At 60.6% G+C, this 13,050-nt stretch carries 14 protein-coding genes and 1 pseudogene; 6 read left to right on the top strand and 9 right to left on the bottom strand.

Annotated features, from left to right (window positions below):
- The first annotated feature begins 36 nt into the window (after positions 1-36).
- The 5 genes from rpsD to GGD53_RS25535 all read left to right on the top strand — a co-directional run bounded on the left by rpsD (position 37) and on the right by GGD53_RS25535 (position 4,318).
- On the top strand, positions 37-654 hold the full coding sequence (rpsD, locus tag GGD53_RS25515) for a 30S ribosomal protein S4 (protein ID WP_009994534.1): 618 nt from the start codon (positions 37-39) through the stop codon (positions 652-654).
- Positions 655-725: 71 nt separating this feature from the next.
- Positions 726-1,655 (top strand): glutaminase, encoded by a 930-nt coding sequence (locus GGD53_RS25520; RefSeq protein WP_064802925.1) that lies wholly within the window; start codon positions 726-728, stop codon positions 1,653-1,655.
- Between the two features lie 56 nt (positions 1,656-1,711).
- Positions 1,712-2,584, top strand: coding sequence for a tRNA 2-thiocytidine(32) synthetase TtcA (gene ttcA / locus GGD53_RS25525; protein ID WP_184459533.1), 873 nt, complete (start codon positions 1,712-1,714; stop codon positions 2,582-2,584).
- Between the two features lie 48 nt (positions 2,585-2,632).
- Positions 2,633-3,460, top strand: coding sequence for an inositol monophosphatase family protein (locus tag GGD53_RS25530; RefSeq protein WP_184459534.1), 828 nt, complete (start codon positions 2,633-2,635; stop codon positions 3,458-3,460).
- A gap of 33 nt (positions 3,461-3,493) precedes the next feature.
- The gene (locus tag GGD53_RS25535; protein WP_184459535.1) at positions 3,494-4,318 is read left to right on the top strand and encodes an inositol monophosphatase family protein; all 825 of its coding nucleotides are present in this window, start codon (positions 3,494-3,496) and stop codon (positions 4,316-4,318) included.
- A 43-nt stretch (positions 4,319-4,361) separates the two neighbouring features.
- Here GGD53_RS25535 and GGD53_RS25540 read toward each other — a convergent pair whose 3' ends face one another.
- The 5 genes and pseudogenes from GGD53_RS25540 to GGD53_RS25560 all read right to left on the bottom strand — a co-directional run bounded on the left by GGD53_RS25540 (position 4,362) and on the right by GGD53_RS25560 (position 8,264).
- Positions 4,362-4,835: a GNAT family N-acetyltransferase gene (locus GGD53_RS25540; RefSeq protein ID WP_184459578.1), complete on the bottom strand. Its 474-nt coding sequence runs from the start codon at positions 4,833-4,835 to the stop codon at positions 4,362-4,364.
- 34 nt (positions 4,836-4,869) lie between these two features.
- Positions 4,870-6,149, bottom strand: a pseudogene (locus tag GGD53_RS25545) (multidrug effflux MFS transporter).
- A gap of 35 nt (positions 6,150-6,184) precedes the next feature.
- The gene (locus GGD53_RS25550; protein ID WP_184459579.1) at positions 6,185-7,390 is read right to left on the bottom strand and encodes a multidrug effflux MFS transporter; all 1,206 of its coding nucleotides are present in this window, start codon (positions 7,388-7,390) and stop codon (positions 6,185-6,187) included.
- A gap of 137 nt (positions 7,391-7,527) precedes the next feature.
- Entirely contained in the window at positions 7,528-7,863 is a 336-nt protein-coding gene (grxD, locus tag GGD53_RS25555) for a Grx4 family monothiol glutaredoxin (RefSeq protein WP_085737390.1), read from the bottom strand.
- A 170-nt stretch (positions 7,864-8,033) separates the two neighbouring features.
- Positions 8,034-8,264, bottom strand: a complete 231-nt coding sequence (locus GGD53_RS25560; RefSeq protein WP_184459536.1) for a hypothetical protein — start codon at positions 8,262-8,264, stop codon at positions 8,034-8,036.
- 163 nt (positions 8,265-8,427) lie between these two features.
- Between GGD53_RS25560 and GGD53_RS25565 the strand changes: the two genes are divergently transcribed.
- Positions 8,428-9,618, top strand: a complete 1,191-nt coding sequence (locus GGD53_RS25565; RefSeq protein WP_184459537.1) for a hypothetical protein — start codon at positions 8,428-8,430, stop codon at positions 9,616-9,618.
- Between the two features lie 18 nt (positions 9,619-9,636).
- On the opposite strand, the gene GGD53_RS25570 is transcribed toward GGD53_RS25565, so the two are convergent.
- The 4 genes from GGD53_RS25570 to GGD53_RS25585 are packed head-to-tail and all read right to left on the bottom strand — an operon-like array spanning position 9,637 to position 12,836.
- Positions 9,637-10,353: a transporter substrate-binding domain-containing protein gene (locus GGD53_RS25570; protein WP_184459538.1), complete on the bottom strand. Its 717-nt coding sequence runs from the start codon at positions 10,351-10,353 to the stop codon at positions 9,637-9,639.
- Between the two features lie 13 nt (positions 10,354-10,366).
- Complete coding sequence (gene hpaI, locus GGD53_RS25575) at positions 10,367-11,131, bottom strand: 4-hydroxy-2-oxoheptanedioate aldolase (RefSeq protein WP_184459539.1); 765 nt, start codon at positions 11,129-11,131, stop codon at positions 10,367-10,369.
- A gap of 7 nt (positions 11,132-11,138) precedes the next feature.
- Positions 11,139-11,921: a 2-oxo-hept-4-ene-1,7-dioate hydratase gene (gene hpaH, locus GGD53_RS25580; protein WP_184459540.1), complete on the bottom strand. Its 783-nt coding sequence runs from the start codon at positions 11,919-11,921 to the stop codon at positions 11,139-11,141.
- Positions 11,922-11,942: 21 nt separating this feature from the next.
- Positions 11,943-12,836 (bottom strand): intradiol ring-cleavage dioxygenase, encoded by an 894-nt coding sequence (locus tag GGD53_RS25585; RefSeq protein ID WP_184459541.1) that lies wholly within the window; start codon positions 12,834-12,836, stop codon positions 11,943-11,945.
- Positions 12,837-13,050: the final 214 nt, after the last annotated feature.

Raw genomic sequence — 13,050 nt, forward strand, 5'->3', positions numbered from 1 at the left:
GCAACAAGCCGGCATAAACCTTTGAAAGGAAATACGATGAGCAAGCGCGAATCGTCCAAATACAAAATTGACCGCCGTATGGGCGAAAACATCTGGGGCCGCCCGAAGTCCCCGGTGAACCGCCGCGAATACGGTCCGGGCCAGCACGGCCAGCGCCGCAAGGGCAAGCTTTCGGACTTCGGTGTGCAGCTGCGCGCCAAGCAGAAGCTCAAGGGTTACTACGGTGACCTGCGCGAAAAGCAGTTCCGCGCCATCTTCGCAGAAGCTTCCCGCCGCAAGGGCGACACCTCGGAAAACCTGATCGGTCTGCTGGAATCGCGCCTCGACGCGATCGTCTATCGCGCCAAGTTCGTTCCGACGGTCTTTGCTGCCCGTCAGTTCGTCAACCATGGCCACGTGACCGTCAACGGCGTGCGCGTTAACATCGGTTCCTATCGCTGCAAGGCCGGCGACGTCATCGAAGTTCGCGAAAAGTCGAAGCAGCTCGTGACTGTTCTGGAAGCCGTCAGCCTCGCCGAGCGCGACGTTCCCGACTATATCGAAGTCGATCACAACAAGATGGTCGCTACCTATGGCCGCGTTCCGACCCTCAGCGACGTTCCGTTCCCGGTCGTCATGGAACCGCATCTGGTCGTCGAATTCTATTCGCGTTAAGAAAACCCAGGCGTTTCGCATATGGAAAAGCCGCTCTTTCGGGCGGCTTTTTTGTTATCCGGAGAGAAGCGATGGCGGATTTGCAGGCGACCCTCGACAGTATCTACAGTGACATCCTGCCGCGTATCGGCGAGGGCAAGGTCGCCGACTATATCCCCGAGCTTGCCAAGGTGGATCCGCGGCAGTTCGGCATGGCGATCGTCACCGTCGACGGCCAGGTCTTTCGTGTCGGCGATGCCGATATCGCCTTTTCGATCCAGAGCATATCCAAGGTCTTCACGCTGACCTTGGCACTCGGCAAGGTCGGCGAGGGACTGTGGAAGCGCGTCGGGCGCGAACCATCGGGATCGGCCTTCAATTCGATCGTGCAGCTCGAACACGAGAGCGGCATTCCCCGCAATCCCTTCATCAATGCCGGCGCGATCGCCGTCACCGACGTCGTCATGGCCGGCCATGCGCCGCGCGAAGCGATCGGCGAGCTGCTCCGTTTCGTGCGTTATCTCGCCGATGACGAGTCGATCACCATTGACGACAAGGTGGCGCGTTCCGAGACGCAGACGGGATACCGCAATGTTGCGCTTGCCAATTTCATGCGCGCCTATCGCAATCTCGATCATCCCGTCGACCACGTGCTCGGCGTCTATTTCCATCAATGCGCGCTCGCGATGAGCTGCGAGCAGCTGGCCCGGGCCGGTCTGTTCCTGGCGGCGCGCGGCAGCAATCCGATGACCGGTCATTCCGTGGTCTCGCCGAAGCGGGCGCGGCGCATCAATGCGCTGATGCTGACCTGCGGCCATTACGACGGCTCGGGCGATTTTGCCTATCATGTCGGTCTGCCCGGCAAGAGCGGCGTCGGCGGTGGCATTTTTGCGGTGGCGCCCGGCATTGCCTCGATCGCGGTCTGGTCGCCGGGGCTGAACAAGGTCGGCAATTCGCAGCTTGGCGCCGTTGCGCTTGAGATGCTTGCGGCCCGCACCGGCTGGTCGGTTTTCGGCGATTGAGGCTGTGTTGCCGAATGACTTTCTGCTAAGGCAGGCAGACCTTATAGGACGGAGCAATGAATATCGCAGCCAACATCGCTGATGATCCGGAAACTGGCGAAATCGATGACAGCGCAGGCGCTGCACTCTTTGCCGATGCGCCGCGTTCGGTCTCCTTCAACAAGCTGCGCAAGCGCCTGCTTAGGCAAGTACGTCAGGCTTTCGATGACTTCGACATGCTGAAGGGGCAGAAGCGCTGGCTTGTCGGCCTTTCCGGCGGCAAGGATTCCTACGGTCTCTTGGCGCTGCTGCTTGATCTGAAATGGCGCGGGCTGCTGCCCGTCGAGCTCGTCGCCTGCAATCTCGACCAGGGACAGCCGAACTTTCCAAAGCATGTGCTGCCGGACTATCTGGCGAAGATCGGCGTCCGGCATCGGATCGAATATCGCGACACCTATTCGATCGTGAAGGAGAAGGTCCCCGAAGGCGCCACCTATTGCTCGCTCTGTTCGCGGCTGCGGCGCGGCAATCTCTACCGCATCGCGCGGGAGGAGGGCTGCGACGCACTGGTGCTCGGCCATCACCGTGAGGACATTCTCGAAACCTTCTTCATGAATTTCTTCCACGGCGGACGGCTTGCCTCGATGCCGGCAAAGCTTCTGAACGACGAGGGCGACCTAATGGTGCTTCGGCCGCTCGCCTATGCCGCCGAGGACGATCTTGCCAGGTTTGCCGTCGCCATGCAGTTCCCGATCATTCCCTGCGATCTCTGCGGCTCGCAGGATGGGATGCAGCGCAACGCGATGAAGGACATGCTCGCCGATATCGAACGGCGCATGCCTGGACGCAAAGACACGATGCTGCGGGCGCTTTCGCATGTGAACCCGTCGCATCTGCTCGATCCGAAACTCTTCGACTTTTCCAGCCTTGGTGTCACCGATCCTTCATGAAAGGCCGGCTAAGCAGGCTGGCTCTTTGCATGAAGGACAGCAATTCGCATGACTATTTCAGATCAGGATATTCTCTTTCTCGGCGAATGTTTAAAAGACGCGGCGCGTGCGGAAATCATGCCGCGTTTTCGCAACCTCGGCGACACGGATGTTTCGGAAAAAACCTCCGCAACCGATCTGGTGACGCAGGCGGATCTGCTGGCCGAACACCGGATCACCGCGGCCCTGAAAGAGCGCTTTCCCTCGGCACTCGTCGTCGGCGAGGAAGCCTATGATGCGGATAAATCGGTGGTGCCGGCGCTTGCCGATGCCGAGCTTGCCTTTGTCATCGATCCTGTCGACGGCACGTTCAATTTCGCCGCCGGGCTTCCCGTTTTCGGAACGATGCTTGCGGTGACCGTCAGGGGCGAAACCGTCGCCGGCATCATTCACGATCCCGCTCTAGGCGACACGGTGACCGCGATCAGGGGGGCGGGCGCCTTTCTGATGCGCCGGGATGGACAATCGAGCAGGCTGAAGGTGGCTGAGCCTGCCGCCTTGAACCAGATGGTCGGCGGCATGTCGTGGGGCCATATGGAAGAACCCGATCGCTCGCGTATCTGCGCCAACATGGCAAAGGCGCGGATGACCTTCGCTTTCAACTGCTCGGCTTACGAATATTGGATGGTCGCGTCCGGCAAGATGCACTTCATCGGACATGCGAAGCTGATGCCCTGGGATCACCTGGCCGGCGTACTCGCGCACCAGGAGGCGGGCGGCCACACGGCGAAATTCGATGGCACGCCCTATCGTCCGGGCGAGACGACCGGCGGCATTATCTCTGCGCCTGATAAGGAAAGCTGGCAGCTGGTTCGGCGCGAGATCGTCGGCATCTGATTGAAGGCCTCGGCCGAAGTGAGAGGATTTGATATGACAACAAGCGTTGACGTGACCGTTCTTGCCGATCTCTTGCGCCGCGCGGCAAAGGCCGAGATCCTGCCGCGCTTCCGTCGGCTCGGCCGGGATGAGGTGCGCGCCAAGAGCGAGGCGACCGATCTTGTCACCGAGGCCGACGAGCAGGCCGAGCGGATGATCAAGGCGGAAGCGCAACGGCGCTGGCCGGACGCGCTGTTCCTCGGTGAAGAGTCGGTCGCGGCCGACCCGGCGCTGCTCGGCAGGCTTGCCGATGCCGATCTCGCCATCGTGGTCGATCCGGTCGACGGAACGTTCAACTTCGCCGCCGGCATCCCGGCCTTCGGCGTCATGGCCTCGGTCTTATCAGGCGGCGAAACCATTGCCGGCATCATCTACGATCCGATGGGCGACGACTGGGTGATGGCGGAGAAGGGCGGCGGTGCCTGGCTGCGCAGGCCGGATGGCGAGGCGCAGCGGCTGCGGGCCGCCGACCCTGTCGCGCTCGACCAGATGGTCGGCATGGCTTCGACCGGCTACCTGCCAGTGGAGAAGCGCGCCGAGGTCCTCGGCAATCTCGCCAAGGTGCGCTTCCTCACCAACTATCGCTGTGCTGCCCACGAATACCGCACCCTTGCTGGCGGGCATGTCCATTACCTGATGTACAACAAGCTGATGCCCTGGGATCATCTTGCCGGCACGCTGATCTCGCAGGAGGCCGGCGCCTATGCCGCCCGCTTCGACGGCTCACCCTATTTGCCGCAGCACCTCGACGGCGGTCTGCTGATTGCGCCTGACAAGGCATCGTGGGATACGCTGCGGCGTGAGGTCGTTACCATCTAAACCTATGCGACCGGCCGTCGCAAAGCCGGTCGCAAATGACAATTTAGGCGTAGAACTTTTCCATCAGGAAGTTTTCCAGGCCCTGTCCGCGCTTCTCGACGGTTTGCCGGGTTATCACGCGAAATCCTTTGCGTTCAAAGAACGGACGAGCAGTTCTGCTTGCTTCCGTATATATTCGGCGAAATCCAAGCCTGAGAGCCTCTTCTTCGACCCTGCCCAGCAGGCGGGTTGCTACACCGATCCCTTGATAGCCAGGGTGCACGAACATCATGTCGAGGCACCCGTCGCTGGTGAGATCCGAAAAACCAACAGCGTTTCCGGCTATCTCTGCCATCCAGGCCGGTCTGCTCATCCTTCGTTCCGCCCATAGGGCGCGATCCTCCACCTTTGCCCAAGCTGCGATCTCAGCGGCGGAATAGTCTTTTGACGAGACTTCCCGGATGGAGCGCAGAAAAATCTCGATCGTGGCGTCCACGTCACCCGGTACATAAGGCCTGATCAGAATTCGCTCGTCCATCAAGACCGCCATGAATTGATCCGGTTCACCTGCCTCAGAAATGGGCGGTGCCCGGATCGAGCTGCGGACTGTCGCCGGGATGGGTGAAGAGCTTGCCGTTCTCAGCCCACAGAGTGGCTGCGATCGTCACCAGACCGAACAGCGCGAATCCGCCGAAGAGCGGCTGCACCGTGCCGTTGAACATCTGCCCGACCAGGCCACCGAGGATGGCGCCGAAGGTCGTCGAGACAAAGCCGGTGATGGCAGTCGCCGTGCCGGCGAGATTGCCCATCGGCTCGAGGCTGATGGCGGTGAAATTGGTGGCGATCACCGCAAACATCATCAGAACGATTGTGAAGATGCTGTAGGCGGTGGCGAAATCCGGCTTGCCCGCCAAGGCGATGACGAAGCCGAGAGCCGACAGTGCCGTGAAGATCAGCAGCGCGGCATGCGAGATCCGGCGCATACCGAATTTGCGGACGAAGAAGCCGTTGGCGAAATTGGCGACGGCAATGCCGCCGGCAGTCGCCGCAAAGGCGATCGGCAGCCAGTCACCGAGACCAATACTTCGCCGAAAACCTGCTGCACCGAAATCACATAGGCGCTGATGACGCCTGTGAACATGGTCAGACCGATCATGTAGCCGCAGGTGATGCGGTTGGTGAGCACGGTCTTGAAGCCGTCTGCGACGGAGCCGACCGACAGCGGCAGGCGTTCTGCCGGGGGCAGCGATTCCTTCAGCCGCAGAAGAGCCCAGACGAACAGGATGCTGGCGACGGCGCCGAGCAGGATGAAGATCCAGTGCCAGTTTGCATAGAGGATGATGAGCTGGCCGACCGAAGGGGCAACGATCGGCACGATCATGAAGACGATCATGACGTAGGACATGACGCGGGCCATTTCGCGGCCGCCGAAGCAGTCGCGGACGATGGCCATGGTGGTGATGCGCACGGCCGCGCCGCCCACGCCCTGAATGAAGCGCATGAGGAGCAGCATTTCGAAGCTGCCGGTTGCGGCAGCGGCAAACATCGCGACCACATAGCAGGCGAGGCCCCCGAGCAGGATGTTACGGCGGCCGAAAGTGTCGGAAAGGCTGCCGAAGAATATCTGCGAGACGCCGAAGCCGAGGAAGAACACGCCGATGATGAGCTGCGCGTCGTTGGTGTTGGTGACGCCGAGGGAATGGCCGATATTGGGTAATGCCGGCAGCATGCTGTCGATTGCCATGGCAATGCTGGCGGTCATGATGGCGATGGTGACGACGAATTCGCCGAAGCCCATGCCGATGCGGCGGGAACCCTGGTTTTCCTGGTGCGGTTTATGCGGCGGCGTCATGCGGTGAAATCCTGGATGCGGAAGGGACCGGCCGCTCAAACGGCCGGATTGTGCTGATGGAAGAGGCGGCCCTTTTCGGCGATCAGCACGAAGATGAGCCCGATGATCGAGACGATGAAATAACCGGCGACCATCGGCAGCGCCGTGCCGTCGAAGGCCTGGCCGATGCCGGCGCCGATAAGGGCGCCGCCGACCGTGCTCATGAAGCCGAGGACGGAGGAGGCAGTGCCGGCAACGTGTCCAAGCGGCTCCATGGCGAGCGAGTTGAAGTTCGAGCCGATCCAGCCGAACTGGAACATGGCAAGCCCGAAGAAGGAGATGAACAACGCAAACGGCATCGGCTCGGAACTTGCCATCTGGACGATCAGCCAAATGGTGTTGATGGCAATGAAGCCGAGCAGCGAGCCGTGTGACAGGCGGCGCATGCCGAGTTTGCCGACGAAACGCGAATTGAAGAAGGACGACAGCGACATGAAGATCGCCACACCGGCAAAGGCGAAGGGGAAGTAGACGCCGAGGCCGTAGATGCCGACATAGATCTGCTGGGCGGAGTTGATGAACCCGAACAGCGCACCGAAGATGAAGGTGCTGGCGATGGTGTAGCAAAGCGCCACGCGGTTGGTCAGCACCAGCTTGAAGGCGCCGAAGATCGAGCGGGCGGTGAAGGGGCGGACATTCTGCGGATGCAAGGTTTCCGGCAGGCGGACATAGGCCCAGACGCCGATCGCCGTCGCCATTGTGGCGATGAAAAGGAAGATCAGGTGCCAGTTGCCGAAGAACATGACGACCTGGCCGGTGCCGGGCGCAATCACCGGCACGATCATGAAGACCATCATGATGAGCGACATGACCTCCGCCATCTGCCGGCCGCCATAGATGTCGCGGACGATGGAGATGGTGATGACGCGGGTGGCGGCCGAGCCGACGCCCTGGATGAAGCGAAGCACCAGCAGGCCGGCGAAGGAGGGAACGAAAACGATTCCGATGGCGGATGTGATATAGACGACGAGGCCGATCAACAGCGGCGTGCGGCGGCCGAAACGGTCGGAGAGCGGACCGTAGAACAGCTGGGCGCAGCCGAAACCGAGCAGATAGGAGGAGACGACGAACTGCCGGTGATTCTCGCTTTCGACGCCGAGGCTCGCGCCGATCTGCTGCAGCGCCGGGAGCATGATGTCGATGGCAAGCGAGTTGATGGCCATCAGGAAGGCGGCAAGCGCGATGAACTCACGCTTGCCCATGGGCAGGCGGCCCGCGGACACGGCTTGTGATGAATCTGTCACAATGAAATTCCCATAAACAGGCCAAGGCGCTGCTCACCGCAGCGCCTCGGACTCGAGAAACAGATTTGGAAACCGGGCGGACGTCCGGTGACCGGTCAGGCGGCGCCGCGAACGGTGACGCCGTTTTCCTGGAGATGCTGCTGCAGTTCACCGGCCTGGAACATTTCCCGGACGATGTCGCAACCGCCGACGAACTCGCCCTTTATGTAGAGCTGCGGGATCGTCGGCCAGTTGGAATAATCCTTGATGCCCTGGCGGATTTCCGAATCGGCGAGCACATTGATGCCCTTGTAGTCGACGCCGATGTAATCGAGAATCTGCACGACCTGGCCGGAGAACCCGCACTGCGGAAACTGCGGCGTGCCCTTCATGAAGAGGACGACGTCGTTGCTCTTGATTTCGTTGTCGATGAATTCGTGAATGCCGCTCATGGGATCTGATTCCTTTCAACAGGCGAGTTAAAGGCCCGCCGTTTCAATCGTTTCCCTTAGATAGCATGTGACAGCAGGAATTCCAGCCGCCCGAACCAAAAAAAGACCATCTGGTCAGACCACTTTGCGATTGTTGCCGTCGCGTTACGGTCGGAAGTTTTCCTCGCGTCTCAGACGCGACGCTGCCGGCTGCGGCCGGCGGCGGTGCGGCGCTTGCTGACCTGTTTGCGGGCGGGCTTGCGCTTGGCCGTAGCCGTCTTCCGGACAGCCGTCGTCGTCGCGGCGGAGCGTGCCTTGCGCCTCTTGCGTTTCGTCGAGACGCGACCTGTGGTTTTCTTCAGGATTTCCTTCAGCACGCTGTCGACGACGCCCGATATCAATTCTTTTACAAGATCGGCCACAAAACCCCTCCGTTTGCGGTGAAAACGACTTGCCTGCTATTGAATTCCGGATGAGTTCGGTTAGCAAGACGGCTTTGAAATCATACCTGCTTTTTCGCGATGTCGGCGGCCAGCAGGCGGTTTGCAGCAATATGCCGGCTATTTGCCCGGCCGGAACAGCGGAATGACATTGATAAAGAAGCGGGTCGTCCTGCATTTCCCGGGCTTCGAGCCGCTCGACGGCCTTGCCCATAGGGCGCGGTACGAACGCTCTGCCAGACAGAGTGCTGCCGTCTGGGGCTACTCCGTCGAAACCGGTGCGCCGGAGGCGGGAAGCGATCCTCTCAGCTTCGAGGTCACGACGGGCAGCGCAGGAGCCTACGAGACGGCGCCTGCGGCGGAGACCAGTTCCGCCGGCTGGCGGACGAAGAGCCGGATCCATATGGTTGATCACGACATGTTCGTGCGTCGGCTGCGTGGCCGCAACACGCTGAGCCGGATCATTGCAGGCTTTCGGAGTTGCGCCGAGATCATGCTGGAAGGTGGCATGCGGGGATATTTCAGGCATGCGTGGCGTTTCGGCGTGTTCTTCCTCTTTCCGTTCCTACTGACGGCGCTGGCGATCGCGCTGACGGCCGAGATCGTTTTCCTGCCCTATAGTCTCGGCTTCTCCGCCTGGCACGTGCTGTGGAGTGGGCCACTGGCGCTCTGCTTCTTCATCTTCGCCTTCCTGCCTTTTTCCGAGCGTTTCCATACGCTGCATCTTTTTGCCGATTGGGAAATGGCAGTGGCGCTCGGCCGTATGGATCGGGCCGAGTTCAACGACTGGCTGGAAGAGCGGGCCATTGCGGTGCGCAAGGCGCTGACCGAGGAGGCGGACGAGTACGTGATCTCCTCGCACAGCATGGGATCGAGCGTCGCCGCCCATGTCATCGGCATATTGCTTGAAAAGGAGCCGGAGATTTTCAAGGGCAGGCGCGTCGTGTTTGCCACGCTCGGCAGCGCCATTCTGCAATGCGCCCTGCTGTCATCGGCAACGTCGCTTCGCGCCCGCGTCGGCCTGATCGCCCGCTGTCCGGAGATCTGCTGGCTCGACGTGCAATGCCTGACGGATTCGATCAATTTCTACAAGGTGCCGGTCGTTGCCGTCGCAGGCCATGCAGACGCGCCTGCGGCGAAGATCCTTCTTATCCGCGTCAAGCAGATGCTGACGGGCGAGCACTATCGGAAGATCCGCAAGGACCAGCTGCGCGTCCACCGGCAATATGTGCTGGGGCCAGATCTCAGGGCACCCTTTGATTTCACGCTGATGACGTCAGGTCCGATGCCGGCGTCGGTTTTTGCCTCTCCGGAGCAGAACAAGCTGCCGACTTGAGGGCTGGTTTCGTCGCCATCAAGGGAGATTCTCTTCACCGTCGCCGGCCAAGTCACCGTCTCCCGCAGCAGTTCCGTTCAGACCGCGTACGAAATCCGCAAAGAAGGCCGAGGCATGAGTGGATCTTCGGTGCACGGCGATCGTCTGGGGAATTTCGGAGAACGCTCCTTCTACCAGCCGGAAGCCGGAAATCCGCTCCGACGTCTGAACGAGGAATTCGGTCAATCCCGCAGCCGCGTCGCATTGCGACCCGACAAGGAGATCAATGGCAGCTGCCGGGCTGTCGGTATGCGAGACAGTCGCTTTTTCAAGGGTACGTTCGAGCTGCTTCGTGTATGCGGCACTTCTTGCGGAGGCGATCTGCACGCCTTCGAGGTCGAGGTCTCCGACTGTCCGGAACGCCGAAGCCTCGCGCACCATATAGGTCGCTTTGACCGACATATAGGGGGGTGAAAAGGAGAATCGGTCGGCTCTCGATGCATCCGAGGCAATGAAAGCAATGTCCCACTCGCCGCGATCCGCGGCGGCGAGGATGTCGGCGGCCGAGCCGTACTGGATCAGCGACAGGCCGCAATCCAGTTGCTCCGCAATTTTGCGACCGATCCGAGCGCTTGGACCGACCAAGGCGCCGGCCTGATCGTCCCACCGGACCAGGGCAGCATTCGACATGTTGACGGCCGCCCGGATTGCGCCCGCCGGCGCTATCTCGGCCAGAACTTTTTTCCGCGTCGACATCGGCGCGAACTCCCTAAGATGCAAACCTGCCTGCGAGCGCTTCCGATCCTCTCGCAAGCAGGGCGACGTCTACGCCAACGGCGGTGAACAACGTCCCGAGCGAAATGCAGCGGGCCGCGAACGACTCGTCCGGCGTAAGGATGCCTGCCGGCTTTCCAAGAATTTTTAGACGTCCGATCGCATCTTCGATCGCCGCGACCACCTCGGGATGCCCCGGTTGTCCGGGATGACCGAAGCTAGCCGCCAGATCGGCGGGGCCGATGAAGATGCCGTCGACGCCCTCGACCGCGGCGATGGCTTCCAGCCGAGCGAGTGCCTCGCGGGTCTCGATCTGCAGAAGCAGGCAAATCTCTTGTTCAGCAATCCGCGCGTAATTCGGGACACGCCCGAAGCGGGTGGCGCGCGTCAAGGCGGAGACGCCGCGAATCCCGCGCGGCGGATACCGGATAGCGGCGACCGCCGCCTTCGCTTCCTCTTCGTTCTGCACATAGGGAATGAGGAGCGTCTGGACGCCGATGTCCAGAAAGCGCTTGATCAGCACCGGATCGTTGAATGCCGGGCGTACGACTGGGGACACGTCGTAAGGCGCGACCGCCTGCAATTGCGGCAGGACGGTGAGGACGTCGCTTGGAGAGTGCTCGGTATCGAACAGCAGCCAGTCGAAGCCCGACGGCGCGACGATTTCTGCCGCGTAGCTTCCGGGAAGGCCGCACCAGAGTCCGATCTGGCTTTGACCGGCACTCAGTTTCCGCTTGAAGTGATTGACGGGAAGTTCCATCGGCGCCTCACACGAACGAGACGCCGATGGAGCCGACCGGACCATAGTCGGCTTGGATGACATCGCCCTTGGCGATGTCCACGGGGCGGGTGAACGAGCCGGCAAGCACGATCTGGCCCTTCTTCAAGCCGCCTCCGACGGCATGGAGTTTGTTCACGAGCCAGGCGATACCCGCGGCCGGATGCCCCATTATAGCTGCGGAAACCCCCGATTCTTCGATGATGCCGTTTTTCGAAAGCGTCGCGCCGACCCAGCGGATGTCGATATCCATTGGCCGGATGATGCGGCCGCCCACGACGATCGCTCCAAAGGCGGCGTTGTCGGCGATTGTATCGGTGATCGCTCTGGGTACCTCGGTTCGGTAGTCGATGATCTCAAGCGCAGGAACGACAAATTCAGTCGCGCGCATGACATCATAGATCCGAGCGCTTGGTCCTTCGAGATCCTCGCCCATTACGAAGGCGAGTTCGACTTCGAGGCGAGGCTTGATGAAGAGCTCCGCCCTGATCTGCGCCCCGTCGTTATAGAGAGCATCGTCGAGAATGACGCCGTAGTCGGGCTCCGTCATTTTCGAGGCCATCTGCATCGCCCGCGATGTCAGTCCGATTTTATGACCCGCGATCCGCGCGCCCTTTGCAATCCGGGCCTGCGCCCAGAGCGCTTGGATCTTATATGCGTCTTCAAGTTCCAAATGCGGGTATGTCCTGCTTGGCTGGACAATGGGCCTGCGTTCGGTTTCTGCCCTCAGCAGCGCGTCGGCGGCCGCCTGGCGTTCTTTTTCGGTAATCATTATCTAGCTCTGCTGGTTTCGTTACTTGATCGGTGGGCGCGGCAGGATGGCCTCGCCCGGCTCCATGACGTAGGTGTAGTCGAGCGAGAACCACGGGCCAGTGACGTCCGTGTCGGACGGGTGCGGCTCATCATGACGGACAAAGTCGCCTGTCAAAGCCGCGGTGACGCCGAACTGCACATCGGAATCAATGTTCGGATCGCTCGGGTCGAAGACCTGGGAAATGAGGGTTTTGTATCCCTCCTTGAAGATCAGCGCGTGCAGATGCGCAGGTCGGTAGGGGTGGCGACCTTGCGCTTGGAGAAGCCGACCGACGACTCCGTCGACAGGGATGGGATAGCCCACCATCTTGACCGTTCTAAACCAGAACCGACCCTCGTCGTCCGTAGTGAACTTGCCGCGCAGGTTCATTTCCGCCTGATCAGGATCCTGGTTCTCGTAAAGGCCGACAGGAGAGGCGTGCCATACGTCGATCTCGGCGCCCGGGATGGGCTTGCCACCCCGATCAACCACCTTCGCGTGGACAAACAAGGGTGTTCCCGGCGTTTCCGACCGGATGATGGTTCCACCGTTTTCAACCCGCGGAGAGTTGAGCCGCCAGAACGGCCCGAGTAGCGACTGTGAAGTCTCCGTCTGCCCGTTGTCGCCGTTGTTGAGCAGGCACACAAGCGACGAGACACCAAGCGATCCGGCCATCAGCACGAATTCGTTGTGGCTGTCGGTCTGCAGCTGGCCAATTTCATTTAGGATGGCGGTTGCTTCGCGAAACTCGACTTCCGACAGCCTGACTTCCCGCACGAATGCGTGGAGATGCTTCACCATTGCAACAAGTATATCCCGCAAACGTGGATCTTCGGTGCGGTTCATCACGGCGAGGACGGCCGGCGTCAACTCGCTTTCCGTTCTGATTGCCATAAGGCTACCTCCCAATGTGGTTCGACTATCAAAATAATCGATTATTTGTCAAGCTGTCACTATGCGCTCAATGCTGATGGCTAATGAAACCTGCCCAGAATGAGGCGACAGATCTTTGAAATCACGTGATTAAAATGCCTTCTGAGGGCGAGGGGTCGGAAGATCGATGCTTTTCAGTGTATCCATGTTGACATAAATAATCGTTTATTATACC

This window comes from Rhizobium aethiopicum (assembly GCF_014197535.1).
Classification (GTDB): domain Bacteria; phylum Pseudomonadota; class Alphaproteobacteria; order Rhizobiales; family Rhizobiaceae; genus Rhizobium; species Rhizobium aethiopicum_A.